This is a genomic window from Acinetobacter sp. ANC 5054, from assembly GCF_002135295.1.
Lineage (GTDB): Bacteria > Pseudomonadota > Gammaproteobacteria > Pseudomonadales > Moraxellaceae > Acinetobacter.
In genome coordinates this window covers 133,867-151,307 of the sequence record NZ_NEGG01000007.1, presented here as the reverse complement: position 1 = coordinate 151,307, position 17,441 = coordinate 133,867, and the positions used below count along the sequence as shown (strand labels likewise).

Below are 17,441 nucleotides of genomic sequence, written 5' to 3'. Positions count from 1 at the left end.
AGTCAATTTTTGCTGAGGAGCTTCTTATGCACCTTTCATATCAGTTCTTAGATTCGCCAGTGGGTCGACTTAAACTAGTTGCACATGAAACGGCTTTGGTGGCAGTGCTTTGGGAAAATGAAAACCCAGATCGAGTCCGTTTAGCAGAATTGTCCGAAGATTCTAAGCATCCGATTTTGCTAGAAACAGCACGTCAGTTAAACGAATATTTTGCAAGAAAGCGTCAGAGCTTCGATGTGCCCCTTGATTTTGCAGGAACTGAATTTCAGCAAAAAGTGTGGCAGGCATTATTGACCATTCCTTTTGGTGAAACCCGTAGTTATAAGCAAATTGCAGAGCAAGTGGGCAATGTCAAAGCTGTACGTGCAGTGGGTGCTGCCAATGGTAAAAACCCGATTTCAATTATTGCACCGTGTCATAGAGTCGTGGGTGCTAATGGTAAATTGGTTGGTTTTGCGGGCGGCTTGGAAAATAAAGATATTCTGTTGAAAATCGAGAAATTACAATAGAATAGCCAGCTAAACCCAATGACTTAATACTAAAAATGAATAGCATACAAATATTTGATCCGCTTTTCTCAATACTGTGGTGGATGATTCCACTGATTTTAATCGCGGGTGCTATTCAAGTATTTAAACCCTTTTTAAAGGGGAAAATGGGCGAGTTTGCGGTCGCTATCCACGTCAAATTGTATTTGAAAGAACCTTATCTTTTACTGAATGATTTGACCTTACCTGATGCTGAGGGTGGCACAACGCAAATTGACCATATTGTATTAAGTCCATTTGGGATCTTTGTAATTGAAACAAAAAATTATAAGGGTTGGATTTTTGGTGGTGAGCGCCAAAAGCAGTGGACGCAAAAAATTTATAAGCAGAGTTTTAAATTTCAAAACCCGATTCATCAAAATTATAAGCACATGAAAGTCTTGGAGCAGGTGCTCAGCGATATTCTAGACGCTGAATATTTACATTCCGTGATTGTCTTTATGCCTGAGGCAGAGTTTAAAACAGCGATGCCCGCAAATGTATTTCGCGGTGCAGCGTGGACAGACTATGTGAAAACTTTCCAATCGTCAGTGATTTCCAATATGAAACTGAAAAGGATTCAACTGCGTTTAGAAAAAGAAGTATTGGAAAAATCGTGGAAGACCAATCGTCAACATATTGAACATCTAAAACAAAGACATGATCCATCCGTTTAAGTTATGCTCTGCGCCAATAACTTTTTATATCAAAACATTTAAACCTAATAACAATTGGACCAATAATAATGAATGAATCCCTTCAAGAACTTTATACGTCTACCTTAAATCATCCTGAACAATACGCTGCTTTTTATCAACAATTGCTTCGCAGTGAGGTCTTTTGTTTAGGCGCTCGAGATGAGCAGCAGCATTTACATTTTCAATTGTTGCAGACTGAACAGGGTGAGCAGGCGATTCCGTTTTTCTTATCCTTAGCCATGTTGCAGCAGGATGTTGGCGCAGATGCCGAATTCGTCATGATTAATGCGGAAAAACTTTTTAGCATTACCAAAGGGGCGACCTTGGTGATGAATCCGACTTCTGACAATTCAAAAGAATTTTTGCCAGATGAAGTGGATGCAATTTTAAATTTTTCCAAAAATGAAAGCCTTTGAGTGATCAAAGGCTTTTTGTTTACATACCAGCTTTCAGTTTTTCGACAATTTCATCAAGCGGTTTAACTCGTTTGACTTCATCCCAGAGTGCTTTGGCCTCAGGATAATGTTTCGACATCATGCCGAGCCATTGTTTATAACGACCGACCATGTTCATTTCTTTTTTATACGAGCCATTTAAAAAACGAATTTGTAAACCTAAAAGTTCATGCCATGTAATAAGTGCTTCATCGGTATTGCGACGAATACACTGGGTAATGTCTGGCGTGGTGACCGCAGCACGACCAATCATCAAATCGTCACAACCTGATTCAAGTTGGCATTGTTTGGCATCGGCATTGTTCCAAATTTCGCCATTGGCAATGACGTTAATTTTTAAAGCTTCACGTATCGGTTGCAGTTGATCCCAGAAAGCTGGCGGGGTATAGCCGTCTGCTTTGGTGCGTGCATGCACAGTCACCCAAGCCGCACCAGCATCTTCAATGGCATGAGCATTTTCCAACGTGAAGTTACGGTCCATATAGCCCAAACGCATTTTAGCAGAAACAGGAATATGGCTAGGCACAGCATCACGCACGGCTTTTACCAGTTCATAGACCACTTCGGGTTCATCTAACAGCACCGAACCACCACGATGACGATTGACTGTTTTTGCGGGACAGCCAAAATTCATATCAATAGCGGGTGCACCCAGCTCACAGGCACGAACCGCATTGGCAGCCAGCATGGTTGGGTTATTTCCCAAAAACTGCACATGTACGGGGGTTCCCGCAGCAGTTTTCCCCTCATTTTGAAGTTCAGGGCAATAGCTATGATAAATGTGGTCTGGTAGGACTGAATCTGTCACACGAATAAACTCAGTTACGCACCAGTCGAAACTTCCCACATGCGTCAGCACATCACGCATAATTGGGTCAGTTAAGCCTTCCATAGGTGCAAGAACAAGTTTCACAGTGACAAGTCCAAAAATGAAAAACGGTGTTATACGTTGTTTTGCTGGGGATGTCTAGGTTTGCTGTTGGTCAAGGCTAAGAATAGAAAAAGACAGGTTTTATTGTAATTAATTGCTGAAATTAGGACCAAAGTCGTAAAGGCTTGACTGATATGAAAATTAAACAATAAAATGAGTAAATACAGAAGGATAGTGATTAATAATATCAGGTTTATATTGTTATTTTTTAATGGAATCAACAACATATCCAATGCTTGAATCTTTTAAAAATTCATGTATGATATCTGCAACTAGAAAAAAAGTATTGTTTCGTAAATTTTCTTTAAGTATCGCAGTGTTAGTCATAATCCTTCGTTTTTTACAGAAATGAAGTTCAATTCTTTATTATTTTCCAAGTTATAGTCAGTCATCATCCAATGACTAAATCAACAAATTAATAGGTATTATTATGTCTAATACAGTTACTGGTACAGTTAAATGGTTCAACGAAACTAAAGGTTTCGGTTTTATTGCACAAGACAACGGTCCTGACGTTTTCGCTCACTTCAGCGAAATCACTGGTTCTGGCTTCAAAACTTTGCAAGAAGGCCAAAAAGTATCTTTCAGCATCGCTCAAGGTCAAAAAGGCCCGAATGCTGTAAACATCGTTGCTCTATAATTTAGACGTAATGAAAAAAAGCGCTTTTTAGCGCTTTTTTTAATGCCTGAAAATTTATTATTTGTACATCATCAATAAAAAAGGGAGCAATTGCCCCCTCAATATTAAGTTTAATATCAGCGACCTAAAACCATTTCCAAAATAAATTTAGAACCAATAAAGCCGACAGCCAATAAACAGAAACCGATGATGGTAAAGCGAATGGCTTTTTGACCACGCCAGCCAAAACGATAATGCCCGATTAATAGTGCACCATAGACAAACCACGAAATGATACTAAATGCGGTCTTGTGTGCGAGATGCTGGGCAAAGAAGTTATCGATGGTGAAGAAGCCAAAACCAAGTGCAACCGTGAGCAGTGCAAAGCCTGCAATTAACAAATCAAACAGTAAGGATTCCATCGCTTGGAATGAGGGCAATAAACTCACCCAGACGCGCTTTTTTTGTTTGTTTTTCAGTTCACGGTCTTGGAAACGCAGAATCACCGCTTGAATGGTGGCCATTAATAGCACTGCATAGGCAGACAAGGACAAAATAATATGTAGGTCTAAACCCAATGAATGCTGTTCAATAAATTGGTTCTGTTTACTAAACGCAAAACCCATAATCAAACCCGTGGCTGCGACAGGAATACCCAAGAGACTCAATGCTAGCACTGGACGGTAGGTACTAAATAATACGCTTAACAACAACATTAAACCTGACGTAAAGGACATCAGGTTAAATACGTCGTAGTTGACACCCAATGGAGTCAACATGTCGTTATACAGAACACCTGCATGCAATAACATGCCTAAGCCCAGTACAACACCAATAAACCAATGGTTCGGTTCACGTTTAGACATTAAATGGCTGAATAAGTACCAAAAAGACGTGGTATAAGCGATTAATGCTAGGATCGTGTAAACCAAGGGGAGACTGATCATGTCAAACCTTTTTCAGGATGATGAATATTCATTTATATAAATTCTGCAAGAACTAAAGTATCCTATAGCATTCTATGCATAAATTTTCTATTTTAAGAAACAATTTTTTGCTCATGGCTATTTTAAGCGGATTTTGCAATGTTTGATACCTTAACAGAACGACTCACGCAGAGTTTAAGAAATGTTACTGGCTCAGGGCAGCTAACCGAAGACAATATTAAAGATACGTTACGTGAAGTACGTATGGCACTTCTTGAAGCCGATGTTGCGTTACCTGTAACTCGTGAGTTCATCGCGAAAGTTAAGGAAGAAGCATTGGGCCAAGAAGTGATGACTCAGTTATCACCGGGGCAGGCTTTCGTCAAAATTGTGCATGACGAATTGACCAAAATGATGGGTGAGGCAAATGAAAGCCTTGACCTCGCTGCTAAACCACCAGTCGTTGTGCTTCTTGCAGGTTTACAAGGTGCAGGTAAAACCACAACTGCAGCTAAACTTGCACGTTTCTTACAAGAACGTCAAAAGAAAAAAGTGGCAATGGTTTCTGCCGATGTTTATCGTCCTGCGGCGATTAAACAGCTACAAACGGTTGCGGGTGAAGTTGGCGCGATTTTCTTAGAATCAAGTGCTGACGAAAAACCAATTACAATTGTGAATCGTGCAATTGAGCAAGCGAAAATTCAGTTTGCTGATGTCTTAATTGTCGATACGGCTGGTCGTTTACACGTCGATGACGAAATGATGGACGAGATTAAAGAGCTGCACGCAGCGATTAATCCGACTGAAACATTATTCGTTGTCGATGCCATGACGGGTCAGGATGCTGCAAATACAGCAAAAGCCTTTAATGATGCATTGCCGTTAACAGGTGTGATCCTGACAAAAACGGATGGTGATGCGCGCGGTGGTGCTGCACTGTCTGTACGTGCAATTACTGGTAAGCCAATCAAATTCTTGGGTATGGGTGAAAAACTCGATGCTCTAGAGCCATTCCATCCTGAGCGTGTTGCACAACGTATCTTGGGTATGGGTGACGTACTTTCTTTAGTCGAAGAGCTTGAACGTAAAGTCGACAAAGAAAAAGCCGAAAAAATGGCGAAAAAACTGCAAAAAGGTGGCAGCTTCAACTTTGAAGATATGCTGATGCAGTTTGAACAAATGAACAAAATGGGCGGTATGATGGGCTTCCTGGATAAACTTCCAGGCATGAGCACTTCAGGTATTCAAGATGCCATTGCACAAGCGAATCCTGAAAAGCAAGTGAAAAAAATGGAAGCGATTATTCAATCGATGACCATTAAAGAACGTCGTAACCCAGACTTGATGAATCCGAGCCGTAAAAAACGTATTGCTGCGGGCTGTGGTATGGATGTAGCTGAAGTGAATAAACTCATTAAGCAACATGCACAAATGGCAAAAATGATGAAGAAATTTGCGAACCCTACAGGTATGGCAAAAATGATGAAATCATTAGGCAATATGCAAAAGCAATTTGGCGGCGGCGGTGGTATGGGTCCATTGTTTGGCAGTAAAGATCCTAAATAAGTTGTTCTTCAACATTGTTTAGAATAAAAAAGGCACATTCAGTGCCTTTTTTATGGCTTTACGGATAAGAAAAAATCTAGAAATAAGCTATTGTTTAACTTTAAAAAATAAAAATTAATCTGCAAATCATCACATTTATAAAGACAAATTTGCAGTAAAAAATTACAAAAAATCGCCAAAGATTGATTGAGTTTAAGGATGCAGAGGATTAAAAAAGGAGCTAAATAGAAGGGCTAAAAAAGCCAATTCACAAGTTATTAAAATAAGAACGAAATTATGAATCTAAATAGCACGCCAGATGTAAAGAAAATTTATATTATTCATGGACATGATGCTTCACCCAATGATCATTGGTATCCGTGGCTCAGTCGAAAACTACAACTGGCAGGACATTATTCACGCCGTATAGTGATGGCAAATGCCGATCAGCCCAACTTTGAAGCGTGGCAAAAGTTTCTCGCGCTACAAATGCCAGATTTAGATGAAAATACCATTGTGATTGCACACAGCTTAGGGTGTATCACTGCTTTACATTATTTAAATCAAAGATTTGAGCAATTGGGTACACGAATTAAAGCAGGCATATTTGTCTCAGGATTTAAAAACAGTTTAAGCAGCCAACCGAAACTGACGAATTTTTTAAAAAATGCAAAGTTAGACAGTGGCGTTTTACAAACCCATATGCCAATTTGTTTTAGCTTTGTTTCCTCCAATGATCCTGTTGTCCCACCGCCAGCATCGATTCAATTGGGTAGTTTTATTAATGCACAAATTATAGAAGTGAGAAATGCAGGACACTTTTTGGCTGAAGATGGATTTTTGGAGATTTCTGAATTGTGGGATGTACTAAAGCCACTGTTAACTGCCTAAATGTAGCAGGACTATAATATCGATGAAAAAAAGGCGCATGCTGCGCCTTTTTTTAAATCAAGTGATTACTCAAGTTCATTTGCCACTTGTTCACGAATTTCATCAATTTGGTCATCTGCCGCTGTACCATCTTCTTTCCATGCTTTATACGCACCCACATACTCATCATCTAAATCAACCACATATTCAGTGGCTTTTTGACCAGATGGATACCATAGGGTATATGCCAAGTTTCCTTGAGCATCTGCCGTGTAAGCAGCACCGCGTTTACCATTAGGATAAAATTCCTCGCCTTTTACATAATTGCCATCTTCAATAGTAAAGGTCGATTCCACTTTGCCGTTTTTACGGTATAAGGTCACAGGGCCTTCAACATCATCACCATTGAAACTAAACAGTTTCATTGGGTCTTTTACCCAAGCCGCTGATGATTGAGGTGTTTTCGTAGCTTGGTAAAAATCTTGAACTAAGAAATCGCCTTTCGCATTACGACCGAGCAATACGCGGTAATAACCATCTTGTACTGGTGTCATGTAATACGTCGAGTCAATATAAGACACGCAGCCACAGTATTCAGGATTATCTTCATCACTGAAATAACCTAAAATGGCTTCTGAAGTTGTAAGTTGTGATTTGATTTCAGCGGGAATTTTTGAGTTGGCTAGATTTTGTGTTGTGCTACAGCCGCCGAAGAAGAAAACCGAAGTGAGTAGGCTGAGACCCAGTAAATTTTTAAAGTTCATAAATATGCTCATGTCTTATATTTTAAAGTTAAAGACTTTTTAAATTATAAAGTTGCTGATGTGTCGATTACCATCAGGCATGATTTTAGCGATTTGTAGAAAAAAAGGGCATGAATAGAGATACAAATTGTAAACAGGTAATTTCGTACAGACTTTGCTTATAAAAAAAGCGTAGCTCCAACTTAAGCTACGCTTCTTAACAAGATCACGATTTGATTTAAATATTATGCAGCTGTTGATGTATTCACATAACTTTGTAAGCCGCGCAGCAGTAAATCCACTTCGACATCGGGCTGATATTTTTCTAAATATCGGGCAAAAAGTGCAGCATCTCCGCCCGTTAAAATGAGCTTGCTCGGATGTTTGTCCAAAACTTTTTCAATGGTACTGACCAAGCTCAGCAAAATACCGTGGTGTACTGCATCAATGGTATTTTTACCGGGTGTGAGTTCATCAAAACTGGCATCTGGAATTTTAATCCCTTTGGTATTTTGAATCAGAGAATCACGCTGTAAATAGAGATTTGGTAGAATGTATCCGCCTAAGTGCTGAAAACCGTCAGTTAAATCAATGGTGAGCGCAGTACCGCAGCTAATCACACAGTATTTTTGAGTCGGATCTTTAACCACGGCGAGCATTTGTAACCAACGGTCGATACCAAATTTGCTCGTATCTTCATATGCACAGCGTAAGCCTGCAAATTCTGCATGAACTTTGGCAATGCTCACGGGAACTGCTAAAAATTTCAAAATTTTCTGAATGCGTTCATTGTTTTTTTTATCGAGCACCGATGAAATACCGACTTGATCTAAATTTTGGTTTTTAAAATGTTGAATCAAGCCCAAAAGCAATTCGGCAGGAGATTGCAGATGTAATTCTGCGGCATGTTCAATAATTTGATCATGCTCAGTTATCCAATATTTAAGCCGAGTATTGCCGACATCAAGCCAAAGTTTTTTCATCAATTTGCCTTATTACATCAGGTTTTAACGCGTACTACTTAGGCGTAAGCGACCTTGAAAATGGTTTTCTATACCTTGCGTGGTTTGGATATTAATCGAACCGTCATTTCGAATACCCAGGAATTGACCTTGGGTCGTCCCTTGTAAATGTTCCAGCTCCACCACATCTTGCATAAATGCCGCATGATGGTTAAAGCGTGCAGCAAGGTTATAACAATTATGATTGAACCAATCACCTGCAAGTTGAATCGCAGTATAAAGTTCTGCAATCAGTTCGATGCGGTTTGGATTTGCCAGACCTAATTCAGTCAGGGAAGTCGCACGCTGCTCAATACCTGATTTGGGAATTGGATGGATGTTGATCCCGACCCCGACAATAACTTGATGGGTTGAAATCGGTTCAACTAAGATACCGCCCCATTTGCCTTGAGAGCTATACAAGTCGTTGGGCCATTTCACCTGAAGATTTAAGTCTCTTAGGCTCGGCATTTGTAAGATATTTAAGGCAATTTCCAGCGCCAGACGGCCATCTATGACTGTCTGTAAGTTGAGCAATGTGCTTAAATAGATATTACCAACGGGAGAAACCCATTGATGTTCGCGTTGCCCACGGCCATGAGTTTGTTCTTCGCTACAGACCAAAACGTGCTGAATGCCTTTTTTGGCAATTTCACGGACATCATCATTGGTTGAAGTCGTAATTGGCTTAAGCAGAATTACTTCAGGCGGTTGCGGAACTGCATCGAGCAGTTGTTGTAAGTGTCTGGTCTCTAAATCCATTTGAATCTGAGAGTAGTGGAATAATAGTGATGGAGTTAATCATATATTTGCTCATTGGCGCAATCGCTGGTTTTGCTGCCGGGCTATTTGGGGTCGGTGGTGGTTTAATTATTGTCCCGATTTTGTACATTGTTTTTACCCAGCTTCAGTACGATCCCAGTGTGATTATGCATATGGCGGTGGGCACATCACTGGCAACAATTATCGTGACTTCCATCAGTTCTGTATCTGCCCATCATAAAAAAGGTGCAGTCATGTGGAATGTATTTCGCAATTTGGCACCGGGTCTGGTCTTGGGTTCATTTCTGGGGGCGGGTATAGCCGATTATATGTCTGGGCAAGGTTTACAACTACTGATTGGTGTCTTTGCGCTTTGGGTGGCCTTTAAAATGTTTAGAGGCGCAGCAACGCCTGTTGACCCAACTCATCATCTACCTTCTACCCCTATGCAAATGGCCGCGGGTGGCGGCATTGGTATCGCTTCAGCCATTTTTGGTATTGGCGGTGGCAGCCTCACGGTGCCTTATTTAAATAAGCATGGTGTAGTGATGCAAAAAGCCGTAGCAACTTCAGCTGCTTGTGGTTTACCGATTGCTATCGCGGGGGCACTCGGCTTTATGTGGTTCGGGCATCAAGCCAATGTTGTCGTGCCGAATACCTTGGGCTATGTACATATTTATGCATTTATTGGCATTAGTATCATGAGTTTTGTTACGGCAAAACTGGGTGCGAAAGTGGCGCATATGCTGTCACCATTTATGCTCAAACGCTGCTTTGCTGGGCTGCTCACGACAGTTGGCTGCTATTTTATTTATCAAGGTGCGCAGCATTTCTTTATCTAAAAGAAATTTGATGATTTGCGAATTGGCTTTTTAGACACAAGATTGTCTGACAATGTCATGTTCAACTGACCTGAAAATCGTTTTTAATGCGGGTAGATTATTCAAAATCTTGCATTGCATCTTATAAAAACAAAACAGGAACGGTATGCAACTACATGAAGCGGACAGTCTGTCTGAACAAATTGCCAAGCACATCGGTGAGCAGATCATTCGTGGTGAGCTGGTCGAAGGTGAACGGATTCAAGAACTGAGAATCGCAGCTGAACTCGATGTCAGTCGTGGTTCTGTGCGTGAAGCCTTGCTCATTTTAGAACGCACTCAGTTGATCGAAATTTATCCGCGCCGTGGCGCTTTGGTTTCCGAAATGTCCGCTTTGCAAGTACGCTCCTTATTCGATATTGCATCGTTGTTGCTGGGACAAATCGTCCATCGCATGTCAGAAACGTGGCGTAGTCACGAAGCTGAGCGAATTCAGCTATTACTTGAACAATTAGACCTTGAAACCCGACAAGGCAATACCGAAAAGTTTTATGATTTAATCTTTCAAGGGATGGCCCGCCAACACGAGATGGTGGGGAATACCTATTTGATGCGTTATTACCAAGAGTTGTTGCCATCACTCAGACGTAGTTATTTCTTGACCTTAAATATTTCACGACGTGAATTGCAAGAATCCTTTGATTTATTCAAATTGGTGACTGATGCAGTTTTAATCAGAAAATCACATCAAGCTACTTTATTTATGGAAGATTTTTGTCGACACTTACGCAACCTTGTGTTGGAATCTCTAACACGGATGAAACAAATCGAATTAGCGTGGGCGAGACGTTCACGTCGTTGATCAGGACACTATGCGTTTAAGCAGTTTAAAACTTTCCGGCTTTAAGTCTTTTGCCGATAGCACAACATTAAAATTTGAAGGCAATCGTAGTGCGGTTGTTGGACCGAACGGCTGTGGTAAATCCAATGTGATTGATGCCATCCGTTGGGTTATGGGCGAATCGAGTGCACGTCAGTTACGTGGCGGCACCATGCAAGACGTTATTTTTACTGGTACGGCAAAGCGTAAACCTGTTGGTATGGCAAGCGTTGAACTACGTTTTGATAACACCTATGGCAAGTTAGGCGGTGCGTATAATGCCTACACTGAACTGGCTGTACGTCGTCAGGTGAACCGAGATGGTAAGTCTGAATATTTCCTCAATGGCACCAAATGCCGCCGCCGTGATATTACCGATATTTTCTTAGGGACAGGTTTAGGCCCTCGCTCTTACGCGATTATTGAACAGGGCATGATTAACCGTTTGGTCGATGCCAAGCCAGAAGAAATGCGGGTGTATATTGAAGAGGCTGCAGGGGTTTCTCGTTATCAGGCACGTCGTCGTGAAACGCTGCAACATCTTGAACACACCACTCAAAATTTAGAGCGTTTGGAAGATATCGCATCTGAACTGAAGTCTCAGCTAAAAACGTTGAAACGCCAGTCTGAAACTGCGGTGCACTATAAAGAACTTGAAACGCAAATTCGGACCATCAAAATTGAAGTGCTGTCTTTTCAGTGCGAACAAAGTACCCGTTTACAACAAGAATATACCGTTCAAATGACCGATTTAGGTGAAAACTTTAAATTGGTGCGCTCAGAACTCAATACCTTAGAGCATGACTTAAGCTCGACCAGTGCGTTATTTCAGCGCCTGATTCAGCAGTCCACCCCACTGCAAAGTGAATGGCAACAAGCTGAGAAGAAACTGTCTGAACTGAAAATGACCTTGGAGCAAAAGCAGGGTTTATTTGCACAAAATGCTGCGAGTTTAGTGGAATTAGAGAAACAAAAAGCCCAGACCAAAGAACGTCTACAGCTACTCGAATTGCAACTTGAAACGCTACAAGAGCAGCAGGAAGGATTTACTGAACAATTACAAGTTCAGGAAAGTGCAGGACAAGATCAATCGCAAACGCTTGCAGGCTTAAAAGCACAGCAACAACAAGCTGTGCAACAATTTGAGCAAGTCCGAGGACAGGTCGAAAAGCAGCAACAGCAAAAATTACAAATGTTGGCGCAAAGCGAACAGTTGACCAAGAATATTAGTCGTATCGAACAGCAACGTGAAACCTTGCAGCAGCAGCGGGGACAGATTCAGCATCAAGCACAGCAAGATGAACTCGAACAGTACGAACACAACAAACAGCAGTTGCAGTCGAGTATTGAACAACAAGAACAATTGATTTTAGCATTACAAGCTCAGCTGAGTACTGCACAAGAACAACAAGCGCAGCACAAGCAAAGTGTGATGCAGCTAAAATCTGAAATACAGGTATTGTTGTCTGAACAGAAAAATCTCAATCAGTTATTGATTAAATCGAGTCCGAAGCAGCAAACCGAGCGTCAGCGTTTAATGCAAAGCTTGAAACTGACTGAAAATGGCAAAGCGCATGCACAGTTAGTGGAAAAGTTCCTTGCGAAATGGCTAAATGCACAAGTGTTGCAACAGGGTGAAGATTTTCAAGATAGTATTGCCCGTCAGTTAAAAGCCCAAAGTTCACATGCGTCTAGCCAAGTTGCAGGACTTGATGCTTTAGCCACATGGATTGAAGCTCCACAATATTCAATTTGGCAGCATGTGGCTGTAGCTGAGACATTATCCATCGCTTTGAACCATCAAACACAGTTGCAACAGGGGCAAACGATTTTAACCCTCGACGGCTACCATGTTGGCGCGGATTGGGTGATTGGTCTGGATTACGATGAAGACAGTCAAGCAGGACAAGGTGCACTGAGCCATCGCATTCGTCTGGATGAATTGACACAATTATTGTCTGAACTGCAACCGCAATTAGAACGAGCAGAAGCAGCACAACCCGAATTACAACAAGTGGTGCAAGGTCTACAACAGCAGTTGCTGCAGCATCAGGCTCAATTCAAAACTGAGCAAAAAGACATTCAAAATTTAGATTTAGCGATTGCTAAAGTACAAAGTTCAAATCAAGCCTTCGCTTTACAAAAGCAGCAGTTACAAGATCAGTTGACTCAGCTCGAAGCGCAGCTTGAAGAAGATGCCATGCAAAAAGATGATCTGGAAATTGATCTGCATGCATTGAATATGAAACTTGAACACGCTTTGCCAAATTACAAGACTCTGCAATTCCAAGTGGAGGAGCTGAGTGAATCTTTGGAAACGGCCCAGCAGATTGCGTTGAATAGTCAACAAGAGTTGGAAATTGTGCGTCGTCAATCGGTGCAAACCAAACAGCAAATAGAGCTGCTTGAAAAAGATGGCGCATTTTTAAAAGCACAGACCCAACAAATTGTAGGGCAGATGGAACAAGCAAAGAAATTTGTCGATCCAGTACAACTCGAACTTCCAGCGCTTGAGTCGCAATATTCAGAACAAGCCTTAATTACAGAGAAACTGCAAAAAACGTGGACTGAATGGCAGTTGGAATTGAACAATGTTCAAACCAAACAGCAAACCTTGACCGAGCAGCGTCATACACATCAGCAACAAGATGAAAAACTTCGGACACAGCTCGAAGAAAAACGTTTGGCTTGGCAATCCGCACAATCAGATTTGCAGCATTATTCAGAACAATTAAAAGAAATGAATAGTGAGATGCTGACTGGGCTGAGTATTGATGTGGTTTCGCATCAACAGAAGCTAGAAAAAGCACAGCAACAATTTGATAAATTGGGCGCAGTCAATCTTGCCGCAGCAGAAGAATATACGGAAGTATCAAAACGTTTCGATGATCTAAGCCATCAAATTGACGATTTGCAAAAAACCGTTGAACAGTTACAAGGCGCAATGAAAAGCATTGATCAGGAAACCCGTAAGCTGTTTATGACCACCTTTGATCGGGTCAATACTGAATTACAAGAGTTGTTCCCGAAAGTCTTTAATGGTGGTGAAGCCAGTTTAAGTCTTGAAGATGGTTGGCAATCGGGTGTAAAACTAATGGCACGCCCACCCGGTAAACGTAACAGCTCCTTAGCATTGTTATCGGGTGGTGAAAAAGCATTAACGGCTCTGGCGTTGGTTTTTGCAATTTTCCGCTTAAATCCGGCACCTTTTTGCGTTTTAGATGAAGTTGACGCACCTTTAGATGATGCCAATGTAGGAAGATTTTGTAATCTTGTAAAAGAGCTTTCAGAACAAGTGCAATTTATCTACATTACACACAATAAACTGGCAATGACAATGGCAACTGATTTACTTGGTGTGACCATGCCAGAACCAGGAACTTCAAAATTAGTGACTGTAAATATTGAGCAAGCCAAAGAATACGGTTTAGCTGCGGAGGCATAATATGGAAACCACCACAATCGTTGGGATTGTAATAGCAGTAATTATTATGGTGCTGGGCATTCGAATGATGTTTCGAAAGCCAGCTGATGCAGCGCCATCTTTAGATTCTGAATTGCATATCGATCCTGAGAGCCAAAAACCGGTGATTCCTCGCCATGTACGTAGCCAGTTAAACACGGCAGATTCAGCACGTGTAGAACCGACTTTGACTGAACAAACTGTTGAAGCACCTGAACAAACTATCAGTGCGGCTGAAGAAAAAGCTGAAGTTCAAACTGCTGCTGCTGAGGTGGCTGAAGTTCAACCAACACCGGCTGAATTAACAACAGCGACAGAAGCGGGACTTGAGCCTGAAGTTAAAGCTGAGACTGCTGTAGAAACCTTAGTCGAACAAGCTGAAAATAATGAGCTCAAAGCTGATCAAAATGACGTACTGGAAAATACAGTGCCTGTTACTGAAAAGCCTGCTGAGTTCAGTGTGAATGCCAATATTGAAAAAGCTGAAATTAGCGATTTTGAAGAAGAAAGCAGTATTTTGGATGCACATCTACATGAACAAAAAATTGTAGATGAAGAAAGTGCACTTGCAACTGCCGAAACCTATATTGCACTTAACGTGTTCCCTGATAGCCGTGTATTGTCAGGTGAAAAAGCACTTAAAGTCTTATTAAAATATGGTCTACGTTTTGGTGAAATGGCATGTTTCCATCGCTATGATGAAGAGGGCAGTAAACTCTTATTCTCAGTACTTCAAATTAATAATGATAGTGCAGCAGAAGGTTTTGATTTAGAAACACTCTCGACCGAAGAAGTTAAGGGTCTGGCATTCTTCTTGGCTTTACCGCATAGTGATGTGCAAAATGCCTTTGATACTATGGACAGTATTTCACGCTTAATTGCACGTGAAATTGATGGCACAGTATATGACCAAAATAACCAAGAGTTCACACCACAAATGCGTGAACATTGGCGACATCAGGCAATTGATTATCGTCAAGGACAGGCTTTAGAAGTCTAAAGTCAAAGATTGAAACTCATAGAGTGGATTTCTATAATAGCGATAGATAATGAAATATCAGGGCGGAGTTTAAACCGCCCTTTTTTATGGTGAATATATGACACAACAATCCACTGTCGTTGCACAGATGCGACAACTGATTCAACTCTTAGCCAAGCATAACCATGCCTATTATGTGATGGATGCCCCTGAGATTGAGGACAGTGAATATGATCAATTATTTCACCAATTAAAAGCCCTTGAAGAACAACATCCTGAGCTTGTACAGCCGGATACCCCAACACATAGTGTCGGTGGTAAAGCCTTATCGAAATTTGTGTCAGTTACGCATGCAGTGCCGATGCTGTCTTTGGGTAACGTATTTAATGCCGAAGAGTTATTTGCCTTTGCGCGTCGTATTGAAGAGCGTTTACCGAATCAAAAAATTGAATATGATGTCGAACTCAAGTTTGATGGTTTGGCGATTTCACTCTGGTATGAAAATGGTATTTTGGTTCGTGGCGTAACCCGTGGTGATGGCGAAACAGGTGAAGACATTACCCAAAACGTGAAAACCATTCGCAATTTGCCCAAAGTTTTAAGTTCTGACAGCGCCGCTATTCCGAGCTTATTGGAAGTGCGCGGTGAAGTGCTCATGCCGAAGTCAGGCTTTGAGAAACTGAATGCTGAAAATGAAGCCAAAGGTGAGAAAACCTTTGCCAACCCACGAAATGCTGCGGCAGGTAGTCTACGTCAGCTAGATCCTGTCATTGCTGCTTCACGTCCCTTAGCCTTCTACGCCTACGGTATTGCACAATGTGAACCCAATCATGGTCAAACCACGATGTCAGCAAGTCTTGAATGGCTCACTCAGTTTGGTTTTGCCGTGGGTGAACGTCATTTCATTTGTGACAGTATTCAAGATGTGCAAAAAGCCTATGAGCAAATGATTATTGAACGTCCAAACCTGAGTGTTGAAATCGACGGCATGGTGATTAAGGTCAATAGCCTGAAACAGCAACAAACATTAGGTTTTTTAAGCCGTGAACCGCGCTGGGCAACCGCTTATAAATTCCCTGCTGTGGCAGCGTTAACTACAGTTGAAAATATCGATTGGCAAGTTGGTCGTACTGGAACCTTAACGCCTGTTGCACGTTTAGACCCAGTGGCTGTGGGTGGGGTAACCGTATCAAATGTGACTTTGCATAACATTGGGGAAATTCACCGTTTAGATGTGCGTATTGGTGATACCGTCAGTGTTTATCGTAGTGGTGACGTGATTCCAAAAGTGGAAAAGGTTTGGCCTGAATTCCGTCCTGCAGAGACAACAGTAGTGCAACTTCCTGAATGTTGTCCTGTATGTTCGTCTCCTGTTGTGATGCCAGAAGGGGAAGCCTTAGCACGTTGTTCAGGTGGTTTGTACTGTGCAGCACAGCGTATAGAGGCGATTCGACACTTTGTATCGCGTAAAGCCATGGATATTGAAGGTCTGGGAGACCGTTGGGCAGAGTCCTTACTCCATTTAGATTTACTCAACAATGTCGCTGATATTTATAGCCTGCACGAGCATCGTGAAAAACTTTTGACCATTGAAAAAATGGGAGAGAAGTCGGTTCAGAACTTAATTGATTCGATTGAAAATAGTAAAAAAACCACATTAGGTGCATTTATATATGCGCTTGGGATTCGTGGTGTAGGTGAAACGACCGCTCGTATGCTGGCAAATACCTTTCAAACCTTTGATGCTATTCGACATGCAGACCTTGAAGCCTTGAAGAAAACACCAGATGTCGGTGACATTACGGCTGAATGGATTGTTGATTTTTTCCAAGCACCACATAACCTTGAAGTGGTGGATCGATTACTTGCTGCTGGCATTCATTGGGATGCACCAATAGCCCCAACACGCCAACCCTTGAATGGTGAAAGTTGGGTGATAACAGGCACACTCAGCACTATGGGTCGTGATGAAGCCACTCAGATGTTGCAAGCTTTGGGTGCCCGTGTCAGTGGTAGCGTTTCAAGTAAAACCAAATGTGTCGTTGCGGGTGAAAAAGCTGGATCTAAATTAGAAAAAGCTGAAAAGTTGGGCGTGCAAGTCATGACTGAAGAGGAATTCTTGACATTCATACAGCAACATAACAGCTAAAAAAGGCATTTAGTCGTGGATGAAATGGGGGCATGTAAATGTCCCCATTTTTTTGTTTGGACGGTACAAATG

16 protein-coding genes are annotated in these 17,441 nt (G+C 41.6%); 11 read left to right on the top strand and 5 right to left on the bottom strand.

Features of this window, described 5'->3' with window-relative positions:
- Positions 1-26: 26 nt before the first annotated feature.
- The 3 genes from B9T33_RS09115 to B9T33_RS09105 all read left to right on the top strand — a co-directional run bounded on the left by B9T33_RS09115 (position 27) and on the right by B9T33_RS09105 (position 1,641).
- Entirely contained in the window at positions 27-509 is a 483-nt protein-coding gene (locus tag B9T33_RS09115) for a methylated-DNA--[protein]-cysteine S-methyltransferase (RefSeq protein WP_086178603.1), read from the top strand.
- 35 nt (positions 510-544) lie between these two features.
- A complete protein-coding gene (locus B9T33_RS09110; protein WP_086178602.1) occupies positions 545-1,204 on the top strand; it encodes a nuclease-related domain-containing protein in 660 nt (219 codons plus the stop codon).
- A 68-nt stretch (positions 1,205-1,272) separates the two neighbouring features.
- Positions 1,273-1,641 (top strand): SseB family protein, encoded by a 369-nt coding sequence (locus B9T33_RS09105; RefSeq protein WP_086178601.1) that lies wholly within the window; start codon positions 1,273-1,275, stop codon positions 1,639-1,641.
- Positions 1,642-1,660: 19 nt separating this feature from the next.
- Here B9T33_RS09105 and B9T33_RS09100 read toward each other — a convergent pair whose 3' ends face one another.
- Complete coding sequence (locus tag B9T33_RS09100) at positions 1,661-2,593, bottom strand: tRNA dihydrouridine synthase (RefSeq protein WP_213033194.1); 933 nt, start codon at positions 2,591-2,593, stop codon at positions 1,661-1,663.
- A gap of 448 nt (positions 2,594-3,041) precedes the next feature.
- On the opposite strand from B9T33_RS09100, the gene B9T33_RS09095 reads away from it, so the two are divergent.
- Positions 3,042-3,251, top strand: coding sequence for a cold-shock protein (locus B9T33_RS09095; RefSeq protein ID WP_067761877.1), 210 nt, complete (start codon positions 3,042-3,044; stop codon positions 3,249-3,251).
- Between the two features lie 116 nt (positions 3,252-3,367).
- On the opposite strand, the gene B9T33_RS09090 is transcribed toward B9T33_RS09095, so the two are convergent.
- On the bottom strand, positions 3,368-4,177 hold the full coding sequence (locus B9T33_RS09090; RefSeq protein ID WP_086178600.1) for a cytochrome C assembly family protein: 810 nt from the start codon (positions 4,175-4,177) through the stop codon (positions 3,368-3,370).
- Positions 4,178-4,315: 138 nt separating this feature from the next.
- Between B9T33_RS09090 and ffh the strand changes: the two genes are divergently transcribed.
- Positions 4,316-5,722 carry a signal recognition particle protein gene (gene ffh, locus B9T33_RS09085; RefSeq protein ID WP_086178599.1) on the top strand — a complete coding sequence of 469 codons (1,407 nt, stop codon included), beginning with the start codon at positions 4,316-4,318 and terminating at the stop codon, positions 5,720-5,722.
- A gap of 276 nt (positions 5,723-5,998) precedes the next feature.
- Positions 5,999-6,592 (top strand): RBBP9/YdeN family alpha/beta hydrolase, encoded by a 594-nt coding sequence (locus B9T33_RS09080; RefSeq protein ID WP_086178598.1) that lies wholly within the window; start codon positions 5,999-6,001, stop codon positions 6,590-6,592.
- Positions 6,593-6,657: 65 nt separating this feature from the next.
- On the opposite strand, the gene B9T33_RS09075 is transcribed toward B9T33_RS09080, so the two are convergent.
- From B9T33_RS09075 to B9T33_RS09065, 3 genes are all read right to left on the bottom strand, one after another.
- Positions 6,658-7,335 (bottom strand): hypothetical protein, encoded by a 678-nt coding sequence (locus B9T33_RS09075; protein ID WP_086178597.1) that lies wholly within the window; start codon positions 7,333-7,335, stop codon positions 6,658-6,660.
- Between the two features lie 224 nt (positions 7,336-7,559).
- Positions 7,560-8,297 carry a type III pantothenate kinase gene (locus tag B9T33_RS09070; RefSeq protein ID WP_086178596.1) on the bottom strand — a complete coding sequence of 246 codons (738 nt, stop codon included), beginning with the start codon at positions 8,295-8,297 and terminating at the stop codon, positions 7,560-7,562.
- Positions 8,298-8,321: 24 nt separating this feature from the next.
- On the bottom strand, positions 8,322-9,077 hold the full coding sequence (locus B9T33_RS09065; RefSeq protein WP_086178595.1) for a biotin--[acetyl-CoA-carboxylase] ligase: 756 nt from the start codon (positions 9,075-9,077) through the stop codon (positions 8,322-8,324).
- A 29-nt stretch (positions 9,078-9,106) separates the two neighbouring features.
- Between B9T33_RS09065 and B9T33_RS09060 the strand changes: the two genes are divergently transcribed.
- From B9T33_RS09060 to ligA, 5 genes are all read left to right on the top strand, one after another.
- Positions 9,107-9,919, top strand: a complete 813-nt coding sequence (locus B9T33_RS09060) for a sulfite exporter TauE/SafE family protein (RefSeq protein WP_086178594.1) — start codon at positions 9,107-9,109, stop codon at positions 9,917-9,919.
- A gap of 145 nt (positions 9,920-10,064) precedes the next feature.
- Positions 10,065-10,760, top strand: coding sequence for a GntR family transcriptional regulator (locus B9T33_RS09055; protein WP_086178593.1), 696 nt, complete (start codon positions 10,065-10,067; stop codon positions 10,758-10,760).
- Positions 10,761-10,770: 10 nt separating this feature from the next.
- Complete coding sequence (smc, locus tag B9T33_RS09050) at positions 10,771-14,223, top strand: chromosome segregation protein SMC (RefSeq protein WP_086178592.1); 3,453 nt, start codon at positions 10,771-10,773, stop codon at positions 14,221-14,223.
- A 1-nt stretch (position 14,224) separates the two neighbouring features.
- Positions 14,225-15,241: a cell division protein ZipA C-terminal FtsZ-binding domain-containing protein gene (locus B9T33_RS09045; RefSeq protein WP_086178591.1), complete on the top strand. Its 1,017-nt coding sequence runs from the start codon at positions 14,225-14,227 to the stop codon at positions 15,239-15,241.
- 97 nt (positions 15,242-15,338) lie between these two features.
- Positions 15,339-17,369: an NAD-dependent DNA ligase LigA gene (gene ligA, locus B9T33_RS09040; protein ID WP_086178590.1), complete on the top strand. Its 2,031-nt coding sequence runs from the start codon at positions 15,339-15,341 to the stop codon at positions 17,367-17,369.
- Positions 17,370-17,441: the final 72 nt, after the last annotated feature.

Excerpts from the sequence above, each read along its gene's own strand:
- B9T33_RS09115 (WP_086178603.1), top strand. The coding sequence starts at position 27 with ATGCACCTTTCATATCAGTTCTTAGATTCGCCAGTGGGTCGACTTAAA.
- B9T33_RS09110 (WP_086178602.1), top strand. The coding sequence starts at position 545 with ATGAATAGCATACAAATATTTGATCCGCTTTTCTCAATACTGTGGTGG.
- B9T33_RS09105 (WP_086178601.1), top strand. The coding sequence starts at position 1,273 with ATGAATGAATCCCTTCAAGAACTTTATACGTCTACCTTAAATCATCCT.
- B9T33_RS09095 (WP_067761877.1), top strand. The coding sequence starts at position 3,042 with ATGTCTAATACAGTTACTGGTACAGTTAAATGGTTCAACGAAACTAAA.
- B9T33_RS09090 (WP_086178600.1), bottom strand. The coding sequence starts at position 4,177 with ATGATCAGTCTCCCCTTGGTTTACACGATCCTAGCATTAATCGCTTAT.
- ffh (WP_086178599.1), top strand. The coding sequence starts at position 4,316 with ATGTTTGATACCTTAACAGAACGACTCACGCAGAGTTTAAGAAATGTT.
- B9T33_RS09080 (WP_086178598.1), top strand. The coding sequence starts at position 5,999 with ATGAATCTAAATAGCACGCCAGATGTAAAGAAAATTTATATTATTCAT.
- B9T33_RS09075 (WP_086178597.1), bottom strand. The coding sequence starts at position 7,335 with ATGAACTTTAAAAATTTACTGGGTCTCAGCCTACTCACTTCGGTTTTC.
- B9T33_RS09070 (WP_086178596.1), bottom strand. The coding sequence starts at position 8,297 with ATGAAAAAACTTTGGCTTGATGTCGGCAATACTCGGCTTAAATATTGG.
- B9T33_RS09065 (WP_086178595.1), bottom strand. The coding sequence starts at position 9,077 with ATGGATTTAGAGACCAGACACTTACAACAACTGCTCGATGCAGTTCCG.
- B9T33_RS09060 (WP_086178594.1), top strand. The coding sequence starts at position 9,107 with ATGGAGTTAATCATATATTTGCTCATTGGCGCAATCGCTGGTTTTGCT.
- B9T33_RS09055 (WP_086178593.1), top strand. The coding sequence starts at position 10,065 with ATGCAACTACATGAAGCGGACAGTCTGTCTGAACAAATTGCCAAGCAC.
- smc (WP_086178592.1), top strand. The coding sequence starts at position 10,771 with ATGCGTTTAAGCAGTTTAAAACTTTCCGGCTTTAAGTCTTTTGCCGAT.
- B9T33_RS09045 (WP_086178591.1), top strand. The coding sequence starts at position 14,225 with ATGGAAACCACCACAATCGTTGGGATTGTAATAGCAGTAATTATTATG.
- ligA (WP_086178590.1), top strand. The coding sequence starts at position 15,339 with ATGACACAACAATCCACTGTCGTTGCACAGATGCGACAACTGATTCAA.